This window comes from Streptomyces sp. NPDC058231, assembly GCF_042882275.1.
Classification (GTDB): domain Bacteria; phylum Actinomycetota; class Actinomycetes; order Streptomycetales; family Streptomycetaceae; genus Streptomyces.
On the sequence record NZ_JBHVWN010000009.1, the window covers coordinates 1 to 25,213 of the forward strand.

At 69.6% G+C, this 25,213-nt stretch carries 28 protein-coding genes, 4 pseudogenes and 1 riboswitch; of the genes and pseudogenes, 16 read left to right on the top strand and 16 right to left on the bottom strand.

The genetic code is table 11. From position 1 onward, the window contains the following. The first annotated feature begins 145 nt into the window (after positions 1 to 145). The 5 genes and pseudogenes from ACFVXE_RS08885 to ACFVXE_RS08905 all read left to right on the top strand — a co-directional run. Positions 146 to 1,084, top strand: a complete 939-nt coding sequence (locus ACFVXE_RS08885) for a carbohydrate ABC transporter permease (RefSeq protein WP_389670488.1) — start codon at positions 146 to 148, stop codon at positions 1,082 to 1,084. Then, positions 1,081 to 1,947, top strand: coding sequence for a carbohydrate ABC transporter permease (locus ACFVXE_RS08890; protein WP_389670335.1), 867 nt, complete (start codon positions 1,081 to 1,083; stop codon positions 1,945 to 1,947). Before ACFVXE_RS08885 ends, ACFVXE_RS08890 begins: the two co-directional genes overlap by 4 nt. Positions 1,948 to 2,003: 56 nt before the next feature. After that, positions 2,004 to 2,618: a BTAD domain-containing putative transcriptional regulator gene (locus ACFVXE_RS08895; protein WP_389670336.1), complete on the top strand. Its 615-nt coding sequence runs from the start codon at positions 2,004 to 2,006 to the stop codon at positions 2,616 to 2,618. A 7-nt stretch (positions 2,619 to 2,625) separates the two neighbouring features. Further along, positions 2,626 to 2,853 (top strand): annotated as a pseudogene (locus ACFVXE_RS08900) (ATP-binding protein); the annotation flags it as partial. Then, positions 2,820 to 3,194 (top strand): annotated as a pseudogene (locus ACFVXE_RS08905) (hypothetical protein); the annotation flags it as partial. The pseudogenes ACFVXE_RS08900 and ACFVXE_RS08905, both read left to right, overlap by 34 nt. Positions 3,195 to 3,434: 240 nt before the next feature. Here the strand turns inward: ACFVXE_RS08905 and ACFVXE_RS08910 are convergent. Beyond that, complete coding sequence (locus ACFVXE_RS08910) at positions 3,435 to 4,865, bottom strand: S8 family serine peptidase (protein WP_389670489.1); 1,431 nt, start codon at positions 4,863 to 4,865, stop codon at positions 3,435 to 3,437. Between the two features lie 56 nt (positions 4,866 to 4,921). On the opposite strand from ACFVXE_RS08910, the gene ACFVXE_RS08915 reads away from it, so the two are divergent. The 3 genes from ACFVXE_RS08915 (at position 4,922) to ACFVXE_RS08925 (ending at position 8,111) form a co-directional block, all read left to right on the top strand. Further along, complete coding sequence (locus ACFVXE_RS08915) at positions 4,922 to 5,080, top strand: hypothetical protein (RefSeq protein WP_389670497.1); 159 nt, start codon at positions 4,922 to 4,924, stop codon at positions 5,078 to 5,080. An 887-nt stretch (positions 5,081 to 5,967) separates the two neighbouring features. Next, positions 5,968 to 7,113: a glycosyltransferase gene (locus ACFVXE_RS08920; protein ID WP_389670337.1), complete on the top strand. Its 1,146-nt coding sequence runs from the start codon at positions 5,968 to 5,970 to the stop codon at positions 7,111 to 7,113. Between the two features lie 527 nt (positions 7,114 to 7,640). Further along, positions 7,641 to 8,111 (top strand): transglycosylase SLT domain-containing protein, encoded by a 471-nt coding sequence (locus ACFVXE_RS08925; protein WP_389670338.1) that lies wholly within the window; start codon positions 7,641 to 7,643, stop codon positions 8,109 to 8,111. Positions 8,112 to 8,365: 254 nt separating this feature from the next. Here the strand turns inward: ACFVXE_RS08925 and ACFVXE_RS08930 are convergent, their stop codons facing one another. The 4 genes from ACFVXE_RS08930 to ACFVXE_RS08945 form a co-directional block, all read right to left on the bottom strand. Beyond that, positions 8,366 to 9,211: an SGNH/GDSL hydrolase family protein gene (locus ACFVXE_RS08930; RefSeq protein WP_389670339.1), complete on the bottom strand. Its 846-nt coding sequence runs from the start codon at positions 9,209 to 9,211 to the stop codon at positions 8,366 to 8,368. A 239-nt stretch (positions 9,212 to 9,450) separates the two neighbouring features. Beyond that, positions 9,451 to 10,470 (bottom strand): hemolysin family protein, encoded by a 1,020-nt coding sequence (locus tag ACFVXE_RS08935; RefSeq protein ID WP_389670340.1) that lies wholly within the window; start codon positions 10,468 to 10,470, stop codon positions 9,451 to 9,453. After that, positions 10,467 to 11,804 carry a hemolysin family protein gene (locus tag ACFVXE_RS08940; RefSeq protein ID WP_389670341.1) on the bottom strand — a complete coding sequence of 446 codons (1,338 nt, stop codon included), beginning with the start codon at positions 11,802 to 11,804 and terminating at the stop codon, positions 10,467 to 10,469. The genes ACFVXE_RS08935 and ACFVXE_RS08940 overlap by 4 nt, the downstream gene beginning before the upstream one ends. A 195-nt stretch (positions 11,805 to 11,999) precedes the next feature. Beyond that, complete coding sequence (locus ACFVXE_RS08945) at positions 12,000 to 12,425, bottom strand: GNAT family N-acetyltransferase (protein WP_389670342.1); 426 nt, start codon at positions 12,423 to 12,425, stop codon at positions 12,000 to 12,002. Between the two features lie 211 nt (positions 12,426 to 12,636). On the opposite strand from ACFVXE_RS08945, the gene ACFVXE_RS08950 reads away from it, so the two are divergent. Beyond that, entirely contained in the window at positions 12,637 to 12,864 is a 228-nt protein-coding gene (locus tag ACFVXE_RS08950) for an antitoxin (protein WP_389670343.1), read from the top strand. A 56-nt stretch (positions 12,865 to 12,920) separates the two neighbouring features. Here ACFVXE_RS08950 and ACFVXE_RS08955 read toward each other — a convergent pair whose 3' ends face one another. Next, the gene (locus ACFVXE_RS08955; protein ID WP_389670344.1) at positions 12,921 to 13,262 is read right to left on the bottom strand and encodes an ArsR/SmtB family transcription factor; all 342 of its coding nucleotides are present in this window, start codon (positions 13,260 to 13,262) and stop codon (positions 12,921 to 12,923) included. A 102-nt stretch (positions 13,263 to 13,364) separates the two neighbouring features. On the opposite strand from ACFVXE_RS08955, the gene ACFVXE_RS08960 reads away from it, so the two are divergent. Beyond that, entirely contained in the window at positions 13,365 to 13,550 is a 186-nt protein-coding gene (locus ACFVXE_RS08960; protein WP_389670345.1) for a hypothetical protein, read from the top strand. A 300-nt stretch (positions 13,551 to 13,850) separates the two neighbouring features. Next, positions 13,851 to 14,222 (top strand): fic family toxin-antitoxin system, toxin component, encoded by a 372-nt coding sequence (locus tag ACFVXE_RS08965; protein ID WP_389670490.1) that lies wholly within the window; start codon positions 13,851 to 13,853, stop codon positions 14,220 to 14,222. A 176-nt stretch (positions 14,223 to 14,398) separates the two neighbouring features. Here ACFVXE_RS08965 and ACFVXE_RS08970 read toward each other — a convergent pair whose 3' ends face one another. From ACFVXE_RS08970 to bioB, 4 genes are all read right to left on the bottom strand, one after another. Beyond that, the gene (locus tag ACFVXE_RS08970) at positions 14,399 to 15,079 is read right to left on the bottom strand and encodes a class I SAM-dependent methyltransferase (RefSeq protein ID WP_389670346.1); all 681 of its coding nucleotides are present in this window, start codon (positions 15,077 to 15,079) and stop codon (positions 14,399 to 14,401) included. Between the two features lie 141 nt (positions 15,080 to 15,220). After that, on the bottom strand, positions 15,221 to 15,916 hold the full coding sequence (gene bioD / locus ACFVXE_RS08975) for a dethiobiotin synthase (protein ID WP_389670347.1): 696 nt from the start codon (positions 15,914 to 15,916) through the stop codon (positions 15,221 to 15,223). Position 15,917: 1 nt separating this feature from the next. Continuing rightward, positions 15,918 to 17,222: an adenosylmethionine--8-amino-7-oxononanoate transaminase gene (locus tag ACFVXE_RS08980; protein WP_389670348.1), complete on the bottom strand. Its 1,305-nt coding sequence runs from the start codon at positions 17,220 to 17,222 to the stop codon at positions 15,918 to 15,920. Next, positions 17,215 to 18,390, bottom strand: coding sequence for a biotin synthase BioB (gene bioB, locus ACFVXE_RS08985; RefSeq protein ID WP_389670349.1), 1,176 nt, complete (start codon positions 18,388 to 18,390; stop codon positions 17,215 to 17,217). The genes ACFVXE_RS08980 and bioB overlap by 8 nt, the downstream gene beginning before the upstream one ends. Positions 18,391 to 18,534: 144 nt before the next feature. Between bioB and ACFVXE_RS08990 the strand changes: the two genes are divergently transcribed. Next, positions 18,535 to 19,677, top strand: coding sequence for an 8-amino-7-oxononanoate synthase (locus ACFVXE_RS08990; protein WP_389670350.1), 1,143 nt, complete (start codon positions 18,535 to 18,537; stop codon positions 19,675 to 19,677). Positions 19,678 to 19,686: 9 nt separating this feature from the next. Here ACFVXE_RS08990 and ACFVXE_RS08995 read toward each other — a convergent pair whose 3' ends face one another. Both ACFVXE_RS08995 and ACFVXE_RS09000 read right to left on the bottom strand, forming a co-directional pair. After that, entirely contained in the window at positions 19,687 to 19,893 is a 207-nt protein-coding gene (locus ACFVXE_RS08995; protein ID WP_389670351.1) for a DUF397 domain-containing protein, read from the bottom strand. Positions 19,894 to 19,920: 27 nt separating this feature from the next. Continuing rightward, positions 19,921 to 20,778, bottom strand: a complete 858-nt coding sequence (locus ACFVXE_RS09000) for a helix-turn-helix domain-containing protein (protein WP_389670352.1) — start codon at positions 20,776 to 20,778, stop codon at positions 19,921 to 19,923. Positions 20,779 to 20,979: 201 nt separating this feature from the next. Here ACFVXE_RS09000 and ACFVXE_RS09005 point away from each other — a divergent pair, with 201 nt between their 5' ends. Next, positions 20,980 to 21,411 (top strand): ATP-binding protein, encoded by a 432-nt coding sequence (locus tag ACFVXE_RS09005; protein ID WP_389670353.1) that lies wholly within the window; start codon positions 20,980 to 20,982, stop codon positions 21,409 to 21,411. A 280-nt stretch (positions 21,412 to 21,691) separates the two neighbouring features. Here ACFVXE_RS09005 and ACFVXE_RS09010 read toward each other — a convergent pair whose 3' ends face one another. From ACFVXE_RS09010 to ACFVXE_RS09020, 3 genes are all read right to left on the bottom strand, one after another. Beyond that, positions 21,692 to 22,165 (bottom strand): C40 family peptidase, encoded by a 474-nt coding sequence (locus ACFVXE_RS09010; protein WP_389670354.1) that lies wholly within the window; start codon positions 22,163 to 22,165, stop codon positions 21,692 to 21,694. Between the two features lie 3 nt (positions 22,166 to 22,168). Continuing rightward, positions 22,169 to 22,341: riboswitch (cyclic di-AMP (ydaO/yuaA leader) on the bottom strand. A gap of 329 nt (positions 22,342 to 22,670) precedes the next feature. After that, the gene (locus ACFVXE_RS09015; protein ID WP_389670355.1) at positions 22,671 to 22,979 is read right to left on the bottom strand and encodes a hypothetical protein; all 309 of its coding nucleotides are present in this window, start codon (positions 22,977 to 22,979) and stop codon (positions 22,671 to 22,673) included. 7 nt (positions 22,980 to 22,986) lie between these two features. Then, positions 22,987 to 23,622 carry an ATP-dependent Clp protease proteolytic subunit gene (locus tag ACFVXE_RS09020; RefSeq protein WP_389670356.1) on the bottom strand — a complete coding sequence of 212 codons (636 nt, stop codon included), beginning with the start codon at positions 23,620 to 23,622 and terminating at the stop codon, positions 22,987 to 22,989. A gap of 86 nt (positions 23,623 to 23,708) precedes the next feature. On the opposite strand from ACFVXE_RS09020, the gene ACFVXE_RS09025 reads away from it, so the two are divergent. Next, a complete protein-coding gene (locus tag ACFVXE_RS09025; protein ID WP_389670357.1) occupies positions 23,709 to 23,993 on the top strand; it encodes a type II toxin-antitoxin system Phd/YefM family antitoxin in 285 nt (94 codons plus the stop codon). A 72-nt stretch (positions 23,994 to 24,065) separates the two neighbouring features. On the opposite strand, the pseudogene ACFVXE_RS09030 reads toward ACFVXE_RS09025, so the two are convergent. Then, positions 24,066 to 24,336, bottom strand: a pseudogene (locus ACFVXE_RS09030) (ABC transporter permease); the annotation flags it as partial. Positions 24,337 to 24,406: 70 nt separating this feature from the next. Between ACFVXE_RS09030 and ACFVXE_RS09035 the strand changes: the two are divergent. Both ACFVXE_RS09035 and ACFVXE_RS09040 read left to right on the top strand, forming a co-directional pair. Continuing rightward, positions 24,407 to 24,700 (top strand): annotated as a pseudogene (locus ACFVXE_RS09035) (TetR/AcrR family transcriptional regulator); the annotation flags it as partial. A gap of 205 nt (positions 24,701 to 24,905) precedes the next feature. After that, a complete protein-coding gene (locus ACFVXE_RS09040) occupies positions 24,906 to 25,208 on the top strand; it encodes an urease subunit gamma (RefSeq protein ID WP_176902329.1) in 303 nt (100 codons plus the stop codon). The last annotated feature ends 5 nt before the right edge of the window (positions 25,209 to 25,213 follow it).

A 25,213-nucleotide genomic window follows, 5' to 3' on the forward strand; every position in this document is an offset into this window, starting at 1 on the left:
GGGCTGGCGGGGGTGGCGGGGGCCTGTGGGGGCGCGGCGGGCTGGGGGCGGGTCGCGTGGGGCGGGCGCGCGCGCGCCCCGCCGCCCCCCCCGCGGCGGCCCGCGGCCCGTACGACGGGAATCCACCGTGACCACCACAACCACCATGAGCCGGACGCCGGCCCGGGCGGCCGCGCAGCCCGCGGCCCCCCCGACCGGAGCTGCTCGCCGCCGCACCCGCAGCGCGGTGCTGTTCCTGACACCGTTCTGCGCGCTGTTCCTCGGCACCTTCATCGCTCCCATCTGCTACGCGCTCTACCAGAGCCTGTTCACCCTGCACCGCGACGGGCTCGGGCTCACCGCACCCACCACCCGCTTCGCGGGCGGGGACAACTACACGCGGGTGCTGCACGACGGCCAGTTCCTCGAATCGATCCTGAGGGTCGTCGGGCTGGGCCTGGTGCAGGTGCCCGTGATGCTCGGACTGGCGCTGCTGTTGGCCCTGCTGCTGGACTCCGTCTCCGCACGGTGGCCGGGTATCTTCCGGACGCTGTTCTTCCTGCCGTACACACTGCCTGGAGTGATCGCGGCCATCATGTGGTCGTTCCTCTACCAGCCCGATGTGAGCCCGATCGCGTCAGTTGCCTCGCATCTCGGCCTGCACCTCGACTTCCTTTCCTCAGGGACCGTCCTGCCGTCCATCGGCAACATGGTCACCTGGGGCTGGACCGGCTACAACATGCTGATCATCTACGCCGCGCTGAAGGCGATCCCCGCCGAGCTCTTCGAGGCGGCCGCGCTCGACGGCTGCTCGGGCTGGCGGGTGGCCTGGCACATCAAGATCCCCATGGTGCGCGGGGCGCTGATCCTGACCACCGTCTTCTCGATCATCGGCACCCTGCAGCTGTACAGCGAGCCGGCGATCCTCCACCAGATCGCCGACTCGGTCACCTCCGAGTACACGCCGATCCTGGCAGCCCAGAAGTCCGCCGACTCCGGCAACTACCAGTACGCCGCTGCCGAGTCGGTCGTGCTGGCGCTGCTGACGCTGGTGCTGTCCTTCGGGTTCCTCAAATTCACCCAGCGCAAGGGGGCCGGGGCATGAGCGCGCCGCAGTCCGTAGTCCGCCGTTCCGCGGGTCCGTTCACCGGTCGCGTGGCCGTCACATCGGTCATGGTGCTGTTTGCCGTGTACTCGGTGCTGCCCGTGTGGTGGCTGCTGGTGACGGCGACCAAGAACAAGGGCTACCTCTTCACCACCAACGGCTTCTGGTTCTCACACTTCGACCTGTGGGCCAATGTGCGCGACGTCTTCACCATGGACGGCGGGATCTTCGCCCGCTGGATGCTAAACAGCGTGCTCTACAGCATGGTGGGCGCCGCCATCGGCACCCTGCTGTCGGCGGCCGCCGGATACGCGCTCGCGAAGTACCGGTTCCGTGGCCGGGAAGCGGTGTTCAACACCGTGCTCGCGGCGGTCCTGGTCCCCGCCACGCTGTTCGCGCTGCCGCTGTATCTGATGTTCTCCGAGATCCACCTCGTGAACACCTACTGGGCGGTGCTGATCCCCAGCGTGGTCAGCCCGTTCGGCGTGTATCTGTCCCGGGTGTACGCCGCCGACTCCATGCCGGACGAGCTCATCGAGGCCGGGCGCGTCGACGGTGCCGGGGAGGTGCGGATCTTCTTCACCATCGCACTGCGGGTGATGTCACCCGCTCTCGTCACCGTCTTCCTGTTCCAGTTCGTCGGAATCTGGAACAACTACCTGCTGCCCGTGCTGATGCTCGCCGACGACCGGCTGCAGCCGGTGACCGTCGGTCTTGCCGGCTGGCGGGAACAGCTCAACAACGGCACCCCCTACAACGTCACTGTCACAGGCGCATTCCTGTCCGTGCTGCCGCTCGTAGTGGCGTTCCTGTGTCTCCAGCGGTTCTGGCGATCCGGCCTGACCGCGGGAAGCGTCAAATGAGCCACCCGTCCCCATTACCGCCCCGCGAGCGCAGGTTGCAGCGGCAGGATCTCCACATGCCGGAGCCAGTCCCTCAACCCCGGCGACGAGGCGCACAGCAGCGCGCGCTCGACACCCGCCAACTTCTGCTGGACGCCGGCTTTCAGGTACTCGCCGTTCTCCACGCTCGAGTCGTGGAGGCCGCCCGGGACTCGCTCGCTGGGGAGGACGTCGATGCTCTCAGCGCCGCGTACGGCCGCCTGGCCCACGAGCTGTTGCCCGAGGACCGGTACGCCGACTGGGCCGGTGAACGGTGCCGCCGCCTCGAGGCACTGCGCGATCAGCTCGTTCCCGCCCTCGCCGAGCGGCTCCTGACGGCAGGGCGCGTCGACGAGGCCGTAGAGGTGGTGCGCAGCGCCGTGGATCGCTCACCGGCCGACGAGGTCCTGAATCTGCTGGCGACCCGAGTCTGGTGCGACATCGGCCGGCCGCGTCAGGCCATCCGCCAGTATCACGCCTGCCGTGAGGCTCTCGCGGACGAGTTGGGCGTGCGCCCCGGTGCGGAACTGGAGGCCTTGCACAGCAGGGCACTGGCCGCGCTCGACGCGCCGCCACTCGCCCACACCGTTCCGAACGTGCCGCTGCCCCCCCGCGATCCGCCGCCCCGAACCACTACCTCTGTTCGGCCGTGAACGTACGCTGGCGCTCCTCGCCCAGCACGCATGTGCCGAGGGCGGTGACACACCACTTGTCGTCGTACGGGGTGAAGCCGGCATCGGGAAGACCCGGCTTGTCGCGGAGGCCGCCCGGCGTTCCGCGGACACGGGGGTATGTGTGCTGTGGGGGACCAGCCACGAGGCTGAGGGACAGACACCGTACGGGATGAGGGCCGGCCGGAGGCTGCACGGGAGTGTGCACGGCGCGCGTTGTCGACGGCCCGGCGCACAGGCGACCCCACGGTCCTCGCCTTCGACCAGAGCAATCTCGCGGGTGCCGAACTACTCCTGGGTAACCACGAGAGAGCCACAGCCCTGGCCAACGCCGCTGTGCGGCTGGCCCGTTCGCTCGGGATGTCGTGGGTACTTCCCTACGCGCTGGTGGTCCTTGCCGAGGTCGAGCTGCGGTGCGGTCGGTTCATCGAGGCCCACGAGGCGCTGGAAGAGTGCGCCGAATCGATGTCGCCGGCACGTGACCCGCAGATGCTCGAAGGAATGCGCCGGCTCAGGACGGAACTCGAAGCTGCCTGGGCGGAGCGGCCGCATCGGTAAGTCCTGAGCCACGCCGCCCGCTTACGGTCCGGTCGGCCTCGGGACGACGGGGCACGTCTGCCCAGGAAGCGGTGCAGACCGTGGGAACATCCCGGCTCCGACCAGCGCTGCGCGTCCATTCGACGGGCAGCGGGGGCCACCCGGCCGACGCGTGCTGGACGCCCCGGAACGGGACCGGAGGCCGGGCCTACCCCCCACGGGAAGCGCGGCCTCCGGCGTTTGGTCGTGCGACGTGCGCGGTCAGCGCACGTGCACCGCGTGGATCACCGTCTGGTCGATGCTGCTTCCGGCCGCGTTCTCGCCGTGGACGCGCAGCGAGATCCCGGCAGCGGAACCCGGGGCGTTGACGGTACCGATGACCTTCCCCCTGTAGGTCAGGGCCGGCATCTTCTTCCAGGTCGCGCCCTCGTCGTAGGAAACCTCCACGGTGGCCTTGGTGAGGTCCGCCCTCGAGCCGTCGGGGTTACGGAACGACACCGTCAGACCGTGGTACCTGCGGGCGGTGACACTGGAGTCCAGGGCCACATCCTTCAGGTCGTAGTCGGCCTGGAGCAGCGGGAGTTGGACCGTGGCGTCGCCGTCGACATGGGCCGAGGAGAAGTTCCACGCCGTGTGCTGCTCGGTGGAGACGGACCACCACCTGTTGTTCCGCTTGGCGTCCGTCTCGATGCGGTACTGCGACTTCTCCTTGGGCAGGTTGTTGACCGCGACCCAGGCGTTGGGGGTGGTGCCGAGGAGGGTGTCGTTGCGGTAGAGACGGAACGAGGTCTCGTCGCCGTCGGCGTTGCGGCCGCCGTACTCGAAGATGTCGGACGGCCCTGTGACGTACTTCGGGATCGTCACGATCATCGAGTCGCCCTTGCGGTACGGCTGGAGGCTTCCCGACGTGTCGGTGCCGGGCCCGGGAGTGCCCGCATGCAGAACCGGCTTGAACCACTCCTGGGTGGTGCGGCTGCCCGCCTCGTACGCGCGCGCCGGCCCGAGGGCCACCTGGGCCGACAGCCAGCCGGATACGAGCACCTGGCGGGACCACGTGGTGTCGGCGGCGAGCAGATAGGTGTGCTGAGCGGCGCCCAGGTTGACTTCGTCGGAATTGCCCGCAGCGATTCTGTCCTGGCCGTCGACCGCTGCTACCGTCAGGGCCGCGTCGGCGGAACCGGGCGAGCCGATGGTGCTGGGGTCGGGGCCCGCGTTGCCGGCGGCGATGACGAAGAGGGTGCCCGTTTCCGCCGTCAGCCGGTTGACGGCCTGGCCCAACGGGTCGGTGTCGTCCGTGTAGTTGTTCGCTCCGAGGCTCATGCTGACGACCTTGGCGCCGCTGTGCGCGGCCCACTCCATGCCCGCCAGGACACTGGAATCGGTACCGGAGCCGGTGTCGCCGAGTACCTTGCCGATCAACAGCTTCGCGCCGGGAGCGACGCCCTTGTACTTCCCTCCGGATGCCGCGCCGGAGCCGGCGATGATGGAGGCGACATGAGTGCCGTGGCCGAAACGGTCCACGGTGTCGGCCGAGTCCGAGAAGTTCCGGGCCTCGGCAATCCTGTCCGACAGGTCGGCGTGGGTGGCGTCGATGCCCGTGTCGAGTATGGCGACTTTCGTGCCGGTGCCGTCGTATCCGGCAGCCCAGGCGGTGGGGGGCGCCGATCTGCGGCACGCTCTTGTCCAGGGCAGCGGTGACCTTGCCGTCGAGCCAGATCTTGCTGACGTCGTCGCCCAGCTTCTTGGTGGTGGCGCCGCTCCTTGCCGTGCGCAGCCCGGACCAGAACATCTGCGCCTTGGCCGGCTCGATCCGTGCGGCCGTGGCACGGAGGGAGGGAAGCCGCCTGATCTGGCGGGAGTTGGCCGGGGCCGGCGCCGAGGCGCTGCGGTTCTACGATCAGCGGTAGTTCGCTGCCGTCGGTGTACCCCTGATCGATGAGGGCGCCGACCTCGAAGAGCCGTGGGTCCAGGGCGCCGGAGTCCAGCAGCGGCTGGGCCTCGGCCGGGACGACGGTGATGTCCTTGCCGTGCTGGAGGACCGTAGCGGTTTTGGTCGGGCTGTCCGAGTCGGGTGCGAACGACACCTGTCGGTTGGTCCCGCTGCCAGTGACTGTGACCCGGTCGCCGGTGATCAGCTGCACGGTGTGGGCGGACGTCGCCACTGCCGAGGGCTTGAGCACGGACACGGCCGGACGGGGACGGGGGGCCGGGGACGCACCCGCCGGCGCGGCGACGCCGGCGGCTATCAGAGCCGTCAGTACCGTCACCGCCGGAACGGATCCATGTCTGAGGAGTCTGCGCATGATGAGGGAAGCTCCTTCGCGTCGAGTGGGCAGGTCTGCACCCGAGGCGGAACTCTCGCAACCCGTTCCCGTTGCGCATAGGCAAAACCGTGGCGCATACGTGTCACCTGTCACGAAGACGCCAGCGCCTCCGGGGTCTGCCTTTGTGAACGTTCGGCCTGAACAGGGCCGCCCACGTTGCCGTGTTGGCGAGCCGGTGACCGCGCTGCCCGCACACGGTGAGGTCCGGCAGAACCGCGTGCACGGGTCCGGGCGTATCCGCCGCGTGGAGTGCGTCCGCCGGCGGCGCCGTGGCACCGGCCGACCGGGACGGTCCGTGGGCCGACAGCACCGCGACGGCGACGGCGGCGGCCCGATCCGCCGAATGCCCCGGCCCGGACGGCTGCGTACAGACCGGTGACCCCGGTGCCCGGCTCCGGCGTGCCGCCACCACCTTCCCGGGCTCTGTCCCTAGGGTCTCTCGGACCTACTTGCCGGGGATTGGTGTTGCCATGAAACCGTCCATCTGCCTGTGCATGATCGTCAAGAACGAGGCGGAGGTCATCGGACGCTGCCTCGCTTCCGTTCGCGATCTGGTGGACAGCTGGGTCATCTCCGATACGGGTTCGACCGACGGGACCCAGCAACTGATCCGCACGGCACTCGACGGCATCCCGGGCGAACTCCGTGAGGACCCCTGGGTGAACTTCGGACACAACCGGACGCTGAACATCAGGCGTGCGCACGCCAAAGCCGACTATCTGCTTCTGCTCGACGCAGACCTGGTGGTGCGTACGGCCGGCCCGCTGTCCGCGCTGACCGCCGACTCCTACATGCTCCGGCACGAGGGCGCGACGGAATTCCGCAACAAGCGACTGGTCCGCGGTGACATCGACTGGCGGTACGAAGGCGTCACCCACGAGTACCTGACCTGCGACCAGCGCGACGACCAGGAACTTCTGGATGCACTCGTCATCGAGGACTATGCCGACGGCGGATCACGGCACGACAAGTTCGAACGCGACGCACGACTGCTGAGCGCCGAGCTGGAACGGGATCCCGCCAACAGCCGCACGGTCTTCTACCTGGCCCAGACCATGCGGGATATGGGGGAGAGGGACAAGGCGATCGCTCTGTACGAGCGCCGTGCGCAGATGGGTGGCTGGGCCGAAGAGGTGTACTACGCCCAGTTGCAGGCCGGGGTGCTCAGAGCCGACTCCGACGACTGGCCGGCGGGCATGGACGCTCTCTCCCGCGCTTGGGAGTCGCGTCCGCAACGGCTCGAAGCCTGCTACGAGCTCTCCTCCCGGCTACGCGGTCTCGGTCGCTATCACGCCGCTCATGCGTTCGCCTGCGCGGGACTCGACCGGGAACCGCCCGACGACCTTCTCTTCGTCCAGCCGTGGGTCTACCGCTGGGGGCTGCTCTTCGAGTACTCGATCACCGCGTACTGGGTCGGCGACATGGAAGGATCGCTCCGTGCCTGCGACCGGCTGCTGTCGATGCCGGACGTGCCCGACGCCTATCGCCGTCAGACGCTCATCAACAGGGAGTTCGCCGAGCAGCGGCAGGCCACCCGGACCGCCTCATGGGCGTCGCCCCCGGACGGCCGGCGGGACCCACATCCGCACTTCGCGGCCAGGAGTGGCAGCAGCTGATGCGCCGGACGCGCAGTTCTTCCGCGAGGGTGCAACGGGGCGTGTAGGACGAGCCGGGGAGTTCGCGGACCAGCCGGTAGCAGGACGCAGGCCATCGGGTACGGGGTCCCGGCTCCGTCGCGTGCCTCCCACAGGTCGACATCGCACAGGTCGGTGGCGTGCCGGCCTCGGGCTGAATTCCTTTCGGATCGACACCCGGAACAGGCCGCCCCTGATCGCGAATGCGGCTTGCTCATTCGCAATTACGGCGAGTTAATAGGGTCGCCTTTTTATGACCCAGGCCACATGACTTACGTCACGCTTGTGCTGATTTGAGGCATTTGGAGCGTGGAGTGGCTCACACGCGGGGCGCCGTTACGAAGTCAATTAGTAGCTCGCGAGGCGTCGCGCCTCGCCATTTACGGAGCCCTGTCGGTAATTTCTGGAGGCCGGTACGAATCCGAATAGTAAATAGGGGGCATTGACCCCGGTTTCTCTTTTGCTTAACAATTCTTGGCATCACCCCCGAGCGGAAGAGGAATTACCACATGCAGTTCACCGCTATGCCCAAGCAGTTCGCCCGCATGACCAAGGTGAAGAAGATGTCGCTGGGCATGACCGCGGCCGGTGCCGCGATCGTGGCCGGAACCTTCACCGGTGCCTCGTCCGCGTCGGCCGCCACCCCGGCCCAGTCCGGCGGCGGCAACGTCAGCGCCTGGATCAACCAGTCGCTGGAGATCATGCACGCGAAGGGCATCCCGGGTTCCTACGACGGCATCTACCGCAACCTGATGCGCGAGTCCTCCGGCAACCCCAACGCCATCAACAACTGGGACACCAACGCGGCGAAGGGCATCCCGTCCAAGGGCCTGCTGCAGGTGATCGACCCCACGTTCAAGACCTACCACGTCAACGGCACCTCGCAGAACATCTACGACCCGGTCGCCAACATCACCGCCGCAGCCAACTACGCAGCCCACCGCTACGGCTCGATCGACAACGTCAACTCCGCCTACTGATCAGGCGCATGACGGCACGACGGTAATTCCGCTGCCATCGATCGGGGCGATCTGACACAGCGTCGGCTCATCGGAAACGCCGACGCAAGCAGACTGCGGCCGACATCCGCCGTCGGCCCGGCACCAGGCGGTCGACTTCCGTGGCTTCCCTGCCCGTATCGACCGCCGGTCCCCATCCGTACCGGCCGTTCACGTGACGCGCCCGGCCGGTGCACATTCGACACGGAGGACACCGAGGGCCGCTCGACGGATCCCTACGGCTGGTCGCCGTTCACCCGGCGCCACGTCGCGACCGGGCCAGGGGTGAGGATGTCCTCGGGGGTGACCCAGAAGGGCTTCCCCAGTTCGGCGTTGAACTGAGCTCCGGCGCGCCCGTCGCCCGACGACCGGCCGGTCAGGCGTCGTCCGATCCACGGCGCCAGATGCTGCCGCGCGAAGCGCAGGTCATCGACGCGCCGCGTCGCCCACCGCACGGGTGCGGTGGCCGGAAGCGGGGTCTGCCAGTCGTTCTCCGCCGGCAGGCCGAGCGTCTGCCAGACGGCCTCGGCGACCCTGCGGTGCCCGTCGGCCGTGAGATGCAGCCGGTCGACGTCCCACAGCCGGGGATCGCCCAGAGCCGGAGCCCCGTACAGATCGACGACCAGCGCACCGTGGCGGTCCGCCAACTCGTCGACCAGGGAGAACAGCTCCTCCATGCGTGGCCGGAAACGCTCCATGACAGGACCGTTGCGACCCGGGCTGCGCATCAGCACCAGCTTCTTGCACGACGGCGCGAGGCGCTCCACGGCCTCTTCGAGCTGCCCCCGCACCATGCCCATGTCGCACTTGGGCCGCAGTGTGTCGTTCAGCCCCCCGACCAGTGTGACGACATCCGCCTGCATGGAGGCTGCCGCATCGACCTGCTCGGTCACGATCTGACGGATCAGCTTGCCGCGCACGGCAAGATTCGCGTACCGGAACCCGGGGGCGCGGGCGGCGAGCCGGCCGGCGAGGACATCGGCCCAGCCCCGGTAGGAACCGTCGGGCAGCAGGTCCGACATGCCCTCGGTGAACGAGTCGCCGACCGCGACAAGGCTGGTGTAGGAGGCATTCATTTCCATGGCGATGCGATGGTATCGCGGTGGGATCAGATGCTTTTCGGGAGACGTCCGGTGCCGATGCCGATGCCGATGCCGGTGGAGCTCGGAGCCCGCCGGCCGGTCACTCGGTGGGCACATCCGGCCCCACCGAGTGCCCCCGCCTCGCGGAGCCGCCGCATGACCGTCGTGCGGTCTTCCGCAGCGCAGCCGACGTCGAAGGGCTCAGGCTTGTGGCCCCGCCGCGTAGCCCCGGCTGCCCGTCAGAGAGCCTGCGACCGCCCCACCAGCTCACGAAGCACGTCCTCCATCGTGATCATCCCGGCCAGCCGGCCGTCCTCGTCGAGCACCGCCGCGAGGTGCGTACGGCTGCGGCGCAGTGCGGTGAGCACGTCGTCGAGCGGGGTCACGGCCCGTACCCGGGCGATCGGCCGCAGGGCCGTGACCGGGAAGGGCGCATTGCGCGGTGTGGCGTCCAGGGCGTCCTTCACATGGAGGTAGCCGAGGATCCGCTGCTCGCTGTCCATCACGGGGAAGCGCGAGAATCCGGTCCCGGCCGAGAGCCGCTCCAGCTCCTCGGGGGTGGTTCCGACCCTTGTGTACACCACCCGCTCGACCGGCAGCACGACATCCCGCACCGGGCGCCGGCCCAGCTCCAGCGCATGGCGCAACCGTTCGGCGGCCCGGTCGTCGACCAGCCCGGCCGCCCCGGCGTCCTGCACCAGCCGGGCCAGTTCGTCATCCGAGAACGTCGCGGACACCTCGTCCTTCGTCTCCACCCGCAAGAGCTTCAGCAGCCCGTTGGCGAAGGCGTTGACCGTGAAGATCACCGGGCGCAGCGCCCGTGCCAGGGTCACCAGCGGTGGACCGAGCAGCAGCGCCGTGCGTACGGGCTCGGCCAGCGCGATGTTCTTCGGCACCATCTCGCCGAGCAGCATGTGCAGGTAGGTGGCCACGGTCAGCGCGATCACGAACGAGATCAGATGGATCAGCCCCTGCGGTACGCCGACCACGTCGAAGACCGGCTCCAGCAGGTGCGCGATGGCCGGTTCGGCGACGATACCGAGGACCAGTGTGCAGAGCGTGATGCCCAGCTGAGCCGCGGCGAGGAGCGCCGATACGTGTTCCAGGCCCCAGATGACGCTCCGGGACCGCCGGTCCCCGGCTTCCGCCTGCGGCTCGATCTGGCTGCGGCGTACGGAGATCAGGGCGAATTCCGCGCCGACGAAGAAGGCGTTGACGACCAGGGTCAGCAGGCCGATGAAGAGCTGGACGGCGGTCATCGCTCGTCCTCCGTCCCGTGGCCGGAGCCGGGCAGTGGCGCGTGCAGCAGCACCCGCGCGGCGCGGCGACCGGAGGCGTCCACGACAGCGAGCCGCCAACCGGCCAGTTCGACGGAGTCGCCCACGGCCGGGATGCGGCCGACCTCGGTGGCGATCAGCCCGGCGAGCGTCTCGTAGGGCCCGTCCGGCACCCGCAGTCCGATCGTCTGCAGCTGGTCGGTACGGGCGGCGCCGTCGGCCGACCAGAGAGTGCGTCCGTCCGCGTCCTCACCGGCCGGCGCGAGGTCCGGCGTCTCGTGCGGGTCGTGCTCGTCGCGTACCTCGCCGACGACTTCCTCGACGATGTCCTCCAGCGTCACGACGCCCGCCGTGCCGCCGTACTCGTCGATGACGACGGCCATCGCGAGCCTGCTGGACAGCCGGTCGAGCAGCCGGTCGACCGTCAGGGTCTCCGGTACGAGGAGGGGCTCACGCAGAATCTCGGACACGCGCCTGCGCGGCCGCTGCTCGGCCGGGATCGCCAGTACGTCCTTGATGTGGGCGACACCGACCACGGTGTCGAGGCTGCCCCGGTAGACGGGGAAGCGGGACAGGCCGGTGGCCCGGGTGGCGTTCGCGACGTCCTCGGCGGTCGCCTGCACCTCCAGCGCGGTGACCTGCACCCGGGGGGTCATTACGTTCTCCGCGGTCAGTTCGGCCAGATTCAGCGTGCGGACGAACAGTTCCGCGGTGTCCGCCTCCAGCGCGCCTGCCTTCGCCGAATGGCGGGCCAGGGCCACCAGTTCCTGCGGGCTGCGGGCCGATGCGAGTTCTTCGGTGGGTTCGAGACCGATGCGGCGCACGATCCGGTTGGCGGTGTTGTTGAGGTGGCCGATGAACGGCCGGAAGACCGAGGTGAAGGCCCGCTGAGGGGTGGCCACGGTCTTCGCCACGGCGAGTGGCGAGGAGATGGCCCAGTTCTTCGGGACGAGTTCGCCGACCACCATGAGGAACACGGTGGACAGGCCGGTTCCCAGCACCAGTGCCACCGAGGACGCCACGCCCGGCGCCAGACCGATCGCCTCCAGCGGACCGCGGATCAGCTTCGCGATCGACGGTTCGGAGAGCATGCCGACGACCAGGTTGGTGACGGTGATGCCCAGTTGCGCGCCGGAGAGCTGGAAGGTGAGGCTGCGGACGGCCTTCATGGCGCTGGCGGCGCCCCGCTCACCGTTCTCCACGGCTCGTTCGAGCTGGCCGCGCTCGATGGTGGTCAGCGAGAACTCGGCCGCGACGAAGGCGCCACAAGCCATCGAGAGCAGTACCGCCACGAGCAGCAGGAGCACTTCGGTCATCGGTTCACCTCCGTCCCATGATCGGACAGGGGCAGGAGGATCGCCTGGTGTCGGCGATGTCGGCTACTGGGAGGCTCGCCCATGGGCGGACGCTCACACCTTTCGTGGGGCAACGGTCGTGGAGCACTCATGGTAAAGGACTGGCAAAGTGACATGTCGTCCGGGTGGCCTCCGTGAGCGTCCCGGCTCCGGGCCTCACACCGTGAGGTGCTTCACCCAACGGCTCCACTGCGGTTCGGGTGCATAGCCCGCCGCGTGCCAGGCGTGGTGCGCGAGCTCGTTGCGGTTCAGGACCATCGCGTCGCCGCGCCGTCCGCCGAGCCGGACGAATCGTTCCTCTGCCGCTTCGAGCAGCACCCGGCCGATGCCCTGCCGCCGCCGGTCGGGATGGACCGCGAGCCGGTACAGGTGGCATCGCCAGCCGTCGAAGCCCGCGATCACCGTTCCGGCAAGGACGCCGGAGTGTTCCGCGAGGATCAGGGCTCCGGGGTCGCGGGCCACCAGTCTTTCGATGCCGTCCCGGTCGTCGCTGATGCTGGTGCCCTCCGCAGCCGCCTTCCAGAAGGCGAGGACGGCGTCGAGGTCGTCCGGTTCCGCTGCGCGTACTGCGAGATCGTTCATGCCGTCACCTCATCACCAGGCCCCCGGGTCGTCGAACGATTTCCGCCATGCGGACAGTTCCCGGCGAGTCCCTGAGGACGGCCTCGCCACTCCCTCTCTCCGTGCCGGATCCCTCGACGGCAGGACCCGGTGCTCCGCGGGGGGTGGGACCCGCCCGCCCGCTGAACCGTTCCTCTTGCCGGTGCTAGCAATCCCGCGCTAGCGTGTTCATGTGCCCAAGACTCAGCTGAACGTACGAGTGGACGAGGCCACCGCCGAGGCCGCGCGGCAGCGCGCGCTGCAACGGGGGATGAGCGTGAACCGCTACATAGAGGAGCTCGTCAAACAGGATGCGGGCCAGGTCGGACACACCTTCGTCGAGGCCGCTGCCGACTTCATGAAGCAGTACGAGTCGGTTTTCGCCGAAGAGTTCGGTCCGGAGCGCAGGAGCGCCCGCTGAACTTCCGCATGCCGTTCACGGTGCCGCGCGACCGGCGGGGTTCCGCGGTTTCGCTCTCAGGAGGGTGTGCCGCCTTCGAAGGGCATGCGATCGGCGCTCACGACGGCGTCGAGCAGGCCGGGGAAGGCCTCGTCGATCTCGTCCCGTCGCACCGTGTTCATCCGTGAGGTGCCGACGTAGTACTGCCGGATGAGGCCGGCCTCGCGCAGGATCCGGAAGTGGTGCGTGGCCGTGGACTTGCTCACGGGAAGGTCGACGCCCCCGCATCTGAGGTCGGTGGGGGCGTCGCACAGCTGGGTGACGATGCTCCGCCGCACCGGGTCGACGAGGGCTTCGAGGATCTGCTGGAGCGTGATCGCCCGTACATCGGGGTGGTGCGGGATGCGGTTGCCGTCCATGGCGCCATGGTACGACGGCTATCAAAGGTTGACTGGAATCGTACTTCCGGCGTCGAGTCGTCGCCCGCGCACCACAGGCGATATCGGCATGCCCCGCTCGTCGTGCGCGCCTGCACCATGCTGGAGACGGCCACCCGACCCGACCGGCTGCGGCGTGCGGAGGCCTTCGTGGCCTCCGGGTTCCGTTCGGGCGCCTTCCAGGCCGCGGTGGACCGTGCCTTCGTGCTGGACGAGATCGTCGAGGCCCATCGGTATCCGGCGTCGAACGCCAGGTCGGCAAGATCCTGATCACGGTTCCGCACTGATCCGTCACCGGACCGGGACGCCGCCTGCGGCGCACCTGCCGGGGCCGCGCCGTTGTGCCGTCGGCCCGCGGCCGGCCGCTCAACCCGCTTCACGGGCAAGTGCCGGTGCGCGTGGCCCGATTGAGCGGTTCGCTCGGCCGGGCGGAATCGGCACTTCCACTCTCGTCGGATTCCCGCGGATGCGGGATACTGATCGCGTGATCCACGGACTGCCCGACCATTCCTGAGACACTTGCCCCAGAGGGAAGACGATCAGTCCCCCGAGACATCACCGGGAGTCGACATAAACCTCCGGATCGACCTTTCCTGGCTGCTCATGGTCGCCGAGCACAAGACGCCCGGCGATCCGCAGGTCGTCGACTGGGGTGCGCTCGTCGCCGCGGTCGCCCGTCACGAGGCGGAGATCTTCGGCAGCCCCGTCTACAGCGACCCGTACTCCAGGGCGGCGGCGCTCCTGCAACTGCTGCTCCATGTCCCCGCACTCGAACACTCCAACGCGATGTTCGCCTCGGCCGTCGCGTACGGCTATCTCGTCGCGTCCGGGCTGAAAGTCATCACCTCGCCCGAGCAGGTGCGCGACCTGGCCCGGCTGGTCAAGGAGGGCAAGGCCGACGTCCGTGCCATCGCCGACGAGCTGCGCCAGTGGAGTCTGTGACTGCTGCGGTACAGGCTCCGGCAGGCAGCCCAGGGCGTGTCGGCACTCGGGACGTGACACTCCTGGCGAACGTGCGTGGGCGACGAGCCGTGGTCATGGACATCACGGTGGCCCCGGCATCGGGGTGAGCCGAAGCGCGACGCGCGTGGGTCGGCCTGAGCGGGTGGACGTGCCCGTCAGTCCACCACGGTCGTCCGGCGGGCCACCCCCAGCACGCAGGTGGAGGTGGGGAGCCGGATCCCCCACTCCGGCATCTTGACCCTCCGGTACGTCTCCACCACGAACCCGGCCCGCTCGATGGCGGCGAGAGTGTCCCGTGCCGTATGACAGCCGCCGCCCAGCAGCGGCCACACCGAATGGTCCAGTGCCTGCTGGGTCACCGCCATGGCGCGGTCGTCGGCCCGCACATGCTCGAAGAAGCGCAGCTCTCCGCCGGGGCGCAGCACCCGTTCGATCTCCGCGAGCGACCGCTCCACATTCCGTACGGTGCACAGCACCAGTGACGTCACGGCGCCGTCGAACGCCTCGCTCTTCACCGGCAGAGCCTCCGCCGCCCCGGGCACGACATCCACCGGGATACCGGCGCGCACCGCGGACCGTACCGCCAGCCTGCGCAGGGTCCGCTCGGGTTCGATCGCCACCACTTCCGACACGGTGGGCGGGTAGTGGGCGAAGTTCAGGCCGTTTCCCGCGCCGATCTCGATGACGCGGCCGGACAGATCGGCGAGGAGTTCCGAGCGGATGGCAGCCATGCCGGCCCTGGTCTCCGCCGCCACGCTCACACGGGCGTAGAACCGGGCGAAGACCGGGTGGTGCACCGCCGCGTCCTTCGGGATCTTCGTGCTCCGCAGCTGCATGACGGACCTCCTCGACGGGACCGGCTCCCCGGGCGGCCCGGCGCGGGGGGAAGGCCCGCGGCGGAGCCCCCGAAGGGAGAGAACAGGGCCGGCAAAGATACGGCTACTTGAATTCTCCCCCGTCCCGCGCCGCTCAGCCGCTCAACCGGCCGTCCGCTTCCCGCCCAGTTCCGGCGTCAGCCAACTCGCCGCCCGGGCACGGAAGTCGGCAGGTGTCAGGGCACCCGCTCCCGCAGGCACGGCGCCCAGCAGCGGCGCACCCGCCGCCACCGGCAGATCGTCGAGATTGCAGCGCGCGGCCAGGTCGGGCTCGGCGGGCATGCTGCCCACCACCACCCCGGCACACTCCAGTCCCCGGGCCCGCAGCGCCTCCGACGTCAGAGCCGTCGTATTGAGTGTGCCGAGGCCGGCCGCCACGACGACCAGGACCGGAGCCGCCAGCAGCCGGGCGGCATCCGCGAGCGTGGCGCCTTCGTCGTCGAACCGGACGAGCAGCCCTCCCGCGCCCTCGACGAGCACCAGATGGTGCTCGGTGGCGAGTTTCTCGGCCGCCTCCGCGATCTGCTCCGGGCGCACGGGCGCCATCCCGGCCCGCCGGGCGGCCGTGTTCGGCGCCAACGGTTCCGGGAACCGGGCCAGTTCCATGCCGGTCACCGCCTCGCCCGCGAGCCGGCGTACCTCGAAGACATCACCCGGCTCACCCGGGGCGACACCTGTCTGAGCCGGTTTGAGCACGGCCACCGAACGCCCGGCGGCGACCGCCGCCGCGGCGACGGCAGCGGTGACCACCGTCTTGCCGATCTCCGTACCCGTCCCGCTCACCATCAGTACCGGCATCTCAGCCCTTCCGTGCTGCGGCGCACACCGCACGGCAGATGCGCGCCAGATCGTCGTCGCCGGTCACATACGGCGGCATCGTGTAGATCAGGTCCCGGAACGGACGCAACCACACGCCCTCGCGTACCGCGGCCTCGGTCGCGGCGGCCATGTCCACCTCGTGATCGAGCTGTACGACGCCGATGGCGCCCAGGACCCGCACGTCCCGCACGCCCGCGATCGAACGGGCTTCGGCGAGCCCGTCGCTCAGCCCGGTCTCCAGGCGCTTGACCTCCTGCTGCCAGTCCTGGCCGAGCAGCAGCTCGATCGAGGCGAGGGCCACCGAGGCGGCCAGCGGGTTGCCCATGAAGGTCGGTCCGTGCGCGAGTACCGGGACCTCGCCGCGCGAGATGCCGTCCGCCACCCGCGAGGTGCACAGCGTCGCCGCCATGGTGAGATAGCCGCCGGTCAGCGCCTTGCCGACGCACATGACATCGGGGGAGACCCCCGCGTGCCCGGCGGCGAACAGCTGCCCCGTACGCCCGAAGCCGGTCGCGATCTCGTCGAACACCAGCAGGACGTCATGTGCGTCGCACGCCTCGCGCAGCACCCGCAGATACCCGGGCGAGTGGAACCGCATCCCGCCCGCGCCCTGCACCACCGGCTCCACGATCACCGCGGCCAGCTCATCGGCATGGCGCGCGATCAGCTCCCGCAGATGCTGTACGTACGCGGCATCCGGCTCCGCGTCGAAACCGCCCGGAGGCGCGTCCGCGAAGACCTGCCGGGGCAACGCCCCCGACCACAGCTCGTGCATGCCGCCCTCGGGGTCGCACACCGACATCGGCTGCCAGGTGTCCCCGTGATAGCCGCCCCGCCAGGTCAACAGCCGTTGTTTGGCCGGCTTTCCGGTCGAGTGCCAGTACTGCAGGCACATCTTCACAGCGACCTCGACCGACACCGAACCCGAGTCGGCGAGGAAGACGTGGCGCAGTGGTTCCGGCGTGATGTCCACCAGCCGGGCGGCCAGCCGGACGGCGGGCTCATGGGTGAGCCCGCCGAACATCACATGGCTCATTCGCTCCAGCTGGCCACGCGCCGCCTCGTTGAGCACCGGGTGGTTGTAGCCGTGCACCGCCGACCACCAGGAGGACATGCCGTCGATCAACTCGCGGCGTCCGTGGGCCGGTTCGGCGAGCCGGAGACGCACTCCGGACGCGGACTCCACGACCAGCGGGTCCTGCCGGCCCGGCATCGGGCCGTACGGATGCCAGACGTGGTCCCGGTCCAGGCCAAGCAGCTCGGCGGGGGAGAGGGGCTCAGGCATTGGGTGCGAGGTCCGTCCCCGCGCCGCGGCGGCGGACCGCGACCAGGTCCGTACGCGCGCCCGCAGCGGCGGCTTCCGTGTCCGCCGGGCCGTCGGACGCGTCACCGCACGGCGCGCAGCCTCCGGCATGCGAACCGCAGCCGCCACCGGTCTCCGTCACCTCCGAACGGTGCCGGGGCAGCGTCGTCGTCCCCGCGCCCTCCACCTCGAAGCCGGCGTCGGCGATCATGTCGAGGTCGGCCTGTCCCGCCTGGCCCTCGCTGGTCAGATAGTCGCCCAGGAAGATCGAGTTGACGAGGTGCAGGGCGAGCGGCTGCATCGAGCGCAGATGCACCTCGCGGCCGCCCGCGAGCCGTACCTCGACATCCGGGCAGACGAACCGGACCATCGCCAGAATGCGCAGACAACGCTGCGGGGTGAGGTTCCACTCCTTGGCGAGCGGGGTCCCCTCGAACGGGATGAGGAAGTTCACCGGAACCGAGTCCGGGTCCAGCTCACGCAGTGAGAAGACGACATCGACCAGGTCCGAGTCGCTCTCGCCCATGCCGGCGATCAGCCCGGAGCACGCGGAGAGTCCCGCCGCCTGCGCCTGCTGCACGGTCTCCACCCGGTCCGCATAGGTGTGGGTGGTGGTGATCTCCCCGTACGTCCCCTCGGACGTGTTGAGGTTGTGGTTGTACGCGTCGGCGCCCGCCGACCGCAGCCGGTCGGCCTGTCCGTCGGAGAGCAGGCCGAGGCAGGCGCACACCTCGACGTCCTCGTTCTGTTCCTTGATCGCCTCGATGGTCTGCGACACCCGGTCGATGTCCCGGTCCGTCGGGCCGCGCCCGCTGGCCACCAGGCAGACGCGTTTCGCGCCGCCCGCCACTCCGGCGGCGGCGGCCTTCGACGCCTCGTCCGGTTTCAGCCAGGTGTACTTGAGGATCTCGGCCTTCGAGCCGAGCCGCTGCGAGCAGTACGAGCAGTCCTCGGGGCAGAGTCCGGACTTGAGATTGACCAGATAGTTCAGCTTCACCCGCCGGCCGAACCACTGACGGCGCACCTTTCCGGCCGCGGCCACCACTTCGAGCAGGTCGTCGTCGGAGGTGGCCAGCACGGCGAGCGCTTCTTCACGGGTCGGCAGCTCGCGCCGCAGCCCCTTGTCCACCAGCGTGTTCAGGAGGTCCATGGCGATGATCCTGGCCTACTCGACCGCCCGCAGCCAAGGAGGAACCGGACAACAGAGCCCGCGGAGCGTGTGTGTATTGCCACACCATGCCCGGCTGCGCCCCCGGTTAGGGTCTGTGAGCTGCCTACAAAGGGGACCGCCGCCATGCCCTTCGCCCCATTCGACTGGATCGACGAGGAGGCGCGCCGCCGCGCGGACGCCGGACTCGTCCGTACGCTCCGCCCCCGGCCCGCCGAACCGGAACTGCTGGACCTCGCGAGCAACGACTACCTGGGCCTGACCCGGCACCCGGAGGTGACCGCGGCCGCCGCGGAGGCCGCGCGCCGGTGGGGCGCCGGGGCCACCGGCTCCCGGCTGGTCACCGGCTCCACCGCGCTCCACGCCGAACTGGAACGCGAACTGGCCGAATTCTGCGGCTTCGAAGCCGCGCTGGTCCTGTCCTCCGGTTACGCGGCCAATCTCGCCGCGCTCACCGCGCTCACCGGCCGCGGCTCCTTGATCGTCTCCGACGCGGGCAATCACGCCTCCATCGTCGACGGCTGCCGGCTCTCCAGGGCCTCGACGGCCGTCGTTCCGCACGCCGACCCCGAGGCCGTCGCCAAGGAACTGCGCGCGCACCGAGGGCGCGCCCTGGCCGTCACCGACTCGGTCTTCTCCGTCGACGGCGACGCCGCACCGCTGCCGGAACTGGCCGATGTCTGCCGGGCCGGCGGCGCCGCGCTGCTCGTCGACGACGCGCACGGGCTGGGTGTGCTCGGGGAGGGCGGGCGCGGCGCGCTCGCCGCTGCCGGTCTCGCGGGCGGCGACGGAGTCGTCACCACGCTCACTCTTTCCAAGTCCCTGGGCAGTCAGGGCGGCGCGGTGCTCGGTCCGGCCCGGGTGATCGACCATCTGGTCAACACGGCCCGCACGTTCATCTTCGACACCGGGCTCGCACCGGCCGCGGCCGGTGCGGCCCTCGCGAGCGTGCGACTGCTGCGCCGCGAGCCGGCCCGGGCGGGCAGGGCCCGCACGGTCGCCACCGCACTGTACGAACGGCTCACCGCCTCGGGACTGACCGCGGTGCGACCCGACGCCGCCGTCGTCTCGGTCCGGGCACCTTCCGCCGACGCTGCACTGCGCTGGGCGGCCGACTGCCGCACGGACGGTCTGGCGGTGGGCTGCTTCCGCCCGCCGTCGGTCCCGGACGGCGTCTCGCGGCTGCGGCTCACCGCCCGGGCCGATCTGACGGAGGAACAGGTCGCGACCGCGGTGGCGACCGTCCTGCGGGCCGCCCCGGCGGTCTGAGCCGCGCGGTCAGCCGGCCGGATCCTCGCCCAGGCCGGATACGAACGACTCCCAGGCCGTCGTGGAGAACCGCAGCGGCGGCCTGGAGAGATCCTTGGAGTCCCGCACGGCGAGACGCTCGCCACCGAGCGGCGCAGCCTCCACGCAGTTGTTCATACCCGTGCTGCGGCTGCTGCGCCGCCACCGTAACTCGTGTGGTTCGAGGCAATCGGACATCGGGCCCCCTCGGGCGGTCGGCGGTGCCTAGGCGCCGCGGTCGATCGCGGCGATCAGGTCCAACGAGTGCTCCGGCGACAGCGCGTGTGCCTGCAACGTGCGAAAGGCCGAGCTGTACGCCGCAAGGTCTTCTTTCCGCTCCAGATAGAGGCTACTCGTCAAATGGTCGAGAACGACCACATCCAGATCAGAACTGCTCGGAAATGAGAAGATGACGAATGGCCCGGTGAGGCCCATGTATCCGCCGACCGAGAACGGCAGTAACTGAAGCTGTACGTGCGGCAGTTGTGACACCCGTGCCAGATGGCGGAGCTGGTTCCGCATCACCCGCCGCCCGCCCACCTCGCGCCGCAGCACCGCCTCGTCGAGCACCGCGGTCAGCCGCAGCGGCGGATCCGTCCGCAGCACGCCCTGCCGGGCCAGCCGCACCTCCACCAGTGAGTCCAACTGGCCCGCGGGCAGCCCGTCCAGGGAGGCCCGGGTCACCGCACGCGCGTAGTCGGCGGTCTGCAACAGCCCCGGAACCACCGAGGTCTCCAGCGTGCGCGCGGTCCGGGCCTGGGACTCCAGGCTGATGAAGTCCCGGTACTGCGGCGGGATGAGACCGCGGTAGGCGTGCCACCAGCCGGTTCCCCCGCCGCCCGCGGACCCCGCGAGCATCTCCAGCAGGGTCCGCAACTGGGCGTCGTCCACACCGTAGGCGTCCAGCAGCCGACCCACGTCATCCGGCTTGACCCCACTGGTGCCGGTTTCGATGCGGCTCACCTTCGACTGGTGCCAGCCGAGCCTCTCCGCCGCGTCCCGACTGGTCAGCCCGGACGTGTGGCGCAGACTCCGCAGCTCCTCCCCGAGCTTGCGGCGGCGTACCGCGGGGCCGTACTGCATGCGCGCCTCCCTCCCTCTCGTGACGAGGGGTAAGTGTGCCGTCGTCCATGCCTCTGCGGGCCGGAGTTCACCGCATTGAGCGACAGATATATGCATATCTTTGTGGATCGCCGTCACGGGGGCGGCATCGGTGGCAATCTGGCGCGAAGCACATCCCGGACCGATCGCTGGTCGGCCCGGGCGGGAAAGGGGCGGCTCGCCATGGCAGACCAACAAGAAGCACGTGTCACTCTGCCCAGCGAGCCGGTATCGGTCTCCGCAGCACGCAGGCATGTGGCCCGGGTACTCGCGGGCTGGGGCCTGCCGGGCGACACCGAGGCCGCCGACACGATCCGGCTCATCGTCTCAGAACTCGCCACCAACGCCGTCCAGCACACCTTCGGCCAGTCGCCGACCTTCACCGTGGACCTGCGGCTGGAACGGGAGGAGCAGCTGCACCTCGGTGTGACGGACAGCCATCCCCGCTGGCCTCAGCGACCGCCCGCCGCCGTACAGCAGGACAACGGCCGGGGCATGGTGATCATCCGCTGTCTCGCCAAGGAATGCGGCGGCCGGCTCACGGTCACTCCGACCGCCGAGGGAGGCAAGACCGTCTGGATCGCGCTCCCGTGGACCGTCCCCGTCCAGGGCTGACGTCCGGAGTCCGGTAGCCGGACGGTTCGCTGCGCCGAAGTCGGCCCGAAACCGCTGCGCAGCAGCGCGCACAGCGCCGCAGCCGCCCCGCCGTACCGGTCTCCGCGGTGCACCACGGAGACCGTCCGCCGGAACGCCGTGGCTGCGCCGGCCGCGTATCGCCCGCGCCGTCGAGGGCGGCAGCGGCGCGGTGCTCGCCGCGCCGGGAGTGGCGCCGGTGACCTGACGGGTCCGCCGAGGAAAGGCGGTGGAGGGCGGAGCCCGGGGAAAGGGGGGCGGGTCAGCGGACCCTTCCGTACCAGACGCTGTTGGTCCAGATCCTCTCCAGTCGCACCACGGCACCGGTCTTCGGGGAATGCCAGATCCGGCCCCGTCCGGCGTAGATGCCCACGTGGTACACGTAGCGGCCGGAGTGGAAGAAGACCAGATCGCCGCGCTGCCGCCGCGATGCCAGGATGTGACGGGTCTTGTTGTACTGCTGCTGGGCCGTGCGCGGGAGCCACTTGCCCGCTTTCTTGAACGCGTACAGCGTCAGACCCGAACAGTCGAAACGGTGGGGGCCGGTGGCTCCGTACCGGTACGGAGAACCCTCCTTCGACGCGGCGACGTCGAGTGCCTTCGTCGCGCGCGTGGTGGCCTGGGCGTCGGCGGCGGTACCCGGGGCCAGCATGGTGCCGCCGACAGCCGCCAGCGTCAGAACCGTGGCCGTACCGGCCCGGGAGATCAGAGACGGGACATGAACCTGCGCAGTCATGCGCAACCCTTCGTCAGCCGCCTGTGAAGGATGACCTGTCGGGTTCGGGCTGGCGAAGTTGCCCGGCCGCACAAGGCGGCTTCACCCCGAGGGACGACCGGATGTCCGGTCGGCCCGTTGCGCTCGGGTCCTCCACTCCTGCCGATCCACTTCTGTCGACCAGGCATCCGGACGGCGGCAGGACTCGGCGTCCGCCCGGACCGCCCCGCCGCGGTGGCGGGGGCTTGTCGTCCCAGGGATCTTGACTCACCGACTGCCGGATTTCCGAGATGAAACAGCCATTTGTGAAGCTGCCCACGACTGGCCCGTTCGGGTGGACAGAGCGGTGCTCCGGGGTTGTGCGGCCGCCCTCGACGAGTCCCGCACCAGGGGCGGAACAGAAGATTCCGCTTACTGTCCACGCCGAAAGCGCAAGTCGGGCCGTCCCTCTCGCGGGGGATTCCCTGAGCCGAACGAGCGAGGAATTCTGGTCAGCCCGCCGGGCGTGTCGATCGGATAAATATGATCAACTCGGCGGGTCCGGGGGCATGGTGATACGTCCGGCCCGGCGTTCCCCGTCCAACACGCGCAGTGCCCGCGTCAGCGTCGTGGCGTGGATCTGCGCTTCGCCGCGCTCGTGCATGCGCGCGAGCGCGTCCCGGAGCGCGCCCGCTCGCGAGGCCAGCGCCTGCGCCGCCCGCAACGCGCCGTAGGTGTCGTTGTTGCGGGCGGGGTTGATCCGGCCCAGCTGGTCGAGGACTTCCAGATAGCAGTCGATGAACTCGCCCTCGGCGCGCGTCAGTGCGGGCAGCGGCGGGAACGGGGGTGGCTGCAACGGCGGTTCACCTCCCGCCGCTCGGCCGGGTAGAAGTCCCGCGGCTCTCCAGGACGTGGTCCACCAGCCCGAACGCCTTGGCGCCCGCGGCGTCGAGGATGAGATCGCGTTCGATGTCCTGCGCGATCCGCTCGGCGGTGTGTCCCGTGTGACGGGCGAGCATACCGGTCAGCAGCTCGCGGACGCGGGTGAGTTCCCGCGCCTGGATCTCCAGGTCGGACGGCTGGCCGTGCACCGGCTCCGCGAGCTCGGGCTGCTGGACGACGACCCTGGCCCCGGGCAGGGCGTGCCGCCGGCCGGGAGCACCCGCCGCAAGGAGGACTGCCGCGCCGGAACCTGCCTGGCCGAGACAGAAGGTCTCCACCTCGCAGGTGAGGTACTCCATCGTGTCGTAGACGGCGGCCATGGGACCGAACGGGCCGCCGGGAGAGTTGATGTAGAGCGAGATGGGCCGGTCCGGCGCTGCGTACTCCAGATACATGAACTGCGCGATCAGGTCGTTGGCGGCGGTGTCGTCGACCGGCGTACCGAGGAAGACGATCCGCTCGGCGAGCAGCTTGGAGTACGGATCGAGGGTGCGGGTCCCGTCGGTCGTGCGCTCGGTGAACTCGGGCAGGACATAACGGGCGGCAGGGCGGAACATGACGGAGCCTCTCGTCCGGTCTGTGTGGCCCTGCACATGCGTCTGTAAAAAATGTACAGGACGTACAGAAGGTTATGATGGGGACTATGGCCTACGAGATTCCTGTGACGCAAGCCCGGGCTGAACTCGCCGAACTGATCAACCGCGTCGTGTACGGCGGTGAGCGAGTCGTGGTGACGAGGCACGGGAAGCCGTTGGTCGCGCTTGTTTCGGCCGCTGACCTGGAGCGACTTGAGAGCGACGGTGCGGCCGCGGAGGAGCAGGTGATCAGTTCGGTCTCGTCGATCGGCTCCGCCGCGTCCGCTCCGGGCGAACGGCGGCGCTTCGGTATCGCGGCGGAACACCGCGGTCCGCACGCCCCGGGCAACTGACTGCCGGGCCCCTCCTGCACGCGCACGCCGTGCACCCCCGTGCGGCGGAGGGGTGCACGGCGTCCGCGGTGTTGCGCACGACCGCTCCGTATACGACCCGGTGCTCGATGGCGGTACGGGCCGCGGCCTCGTCGGCGTAACGGTGTGTCTCGAAGGCGCTTCCGCGCCCCTCGAACGGCTGCTGGAGCCGGTCGGCGGCGGGCCCTCGGCCTGCGATGCCGACCGGCAGGTCGCGTGGGGCCGTCCGGGCGGCGGGCCGGGCGAAGGCCCAGAGTGCGATGGCCACCACCGCCGGGATCAGGAGGATGACCACCACCATGCGGCGGTTCGGTGCGGCGGGCATGGAGGTGCCGCGATTCAATTCTGCCGATGCGCGAGCTGTCAAGAATGAATGTTCGTTTTAGGTTGGCGGCATGGCCCGTGTGTCCCAGGAACACCTCGATGCCCGTCGGCGGCACATCCTCGACGGCGCCGCGCGCTGCTTCGCGCGGAACGGATTTCACGGCACTTCGATGCAGGACGTGCTGCAGGAGGTCGGACTCTCGGCGGGCGCCGTCCACCGCTACCTCAGTGGCAAGGAGGACCTGATCGCGGCCGTCGCGGGGGAGGCGGTCGGCGGTGTCCGGCAGGCGTTCGAGGCGGTTGCCCAGGTCGGTCCGCCGCCCCTGCCCGATGTGCTGATCGGCCGGGTGATGCGCACGCTGTTCGGTGAGAAGAGGTGCTGGAGGACGGCCTGCGTGGCCTGATGTCCATGGATCCGCCCAAGATCAGTTAACGCGCCGGAAAAACTTCCGCCCTAACGTGCAATACCTCGCGGTGAGGCGCCGATTCTGCATTCAACAACCTGTTGAGCATGGTTAGTGTCTGGCTGCACCCAGGAACCGCCGGGCGGAAGACTGTGAGGTGGATGCGTTGCAACTGACCCCGCATGAGCAGGAACGCCTGCTCATCCATGTGGCTGCCGATGTGGCGGAGAAGCGCCGGGCGCGTGGACTACGGCTCAATCACCCCGAGGCGGTCGCGTTGATCACCGCGCATCTGCTGGAGGGTGCCCGTGACGGCCGAACGGTCTCCGAGCTGATGGCTTCCGGACGCAAGGTGCTCACCCGTGACGACGTCATGGACGGCATCCCCGAGATGATCCACGACGTCCAGGTCGAGGCCACCTTCCCGGACGGCACCAAACTCGTCACCGTCCACGACCCGATCGTCTGACGGGG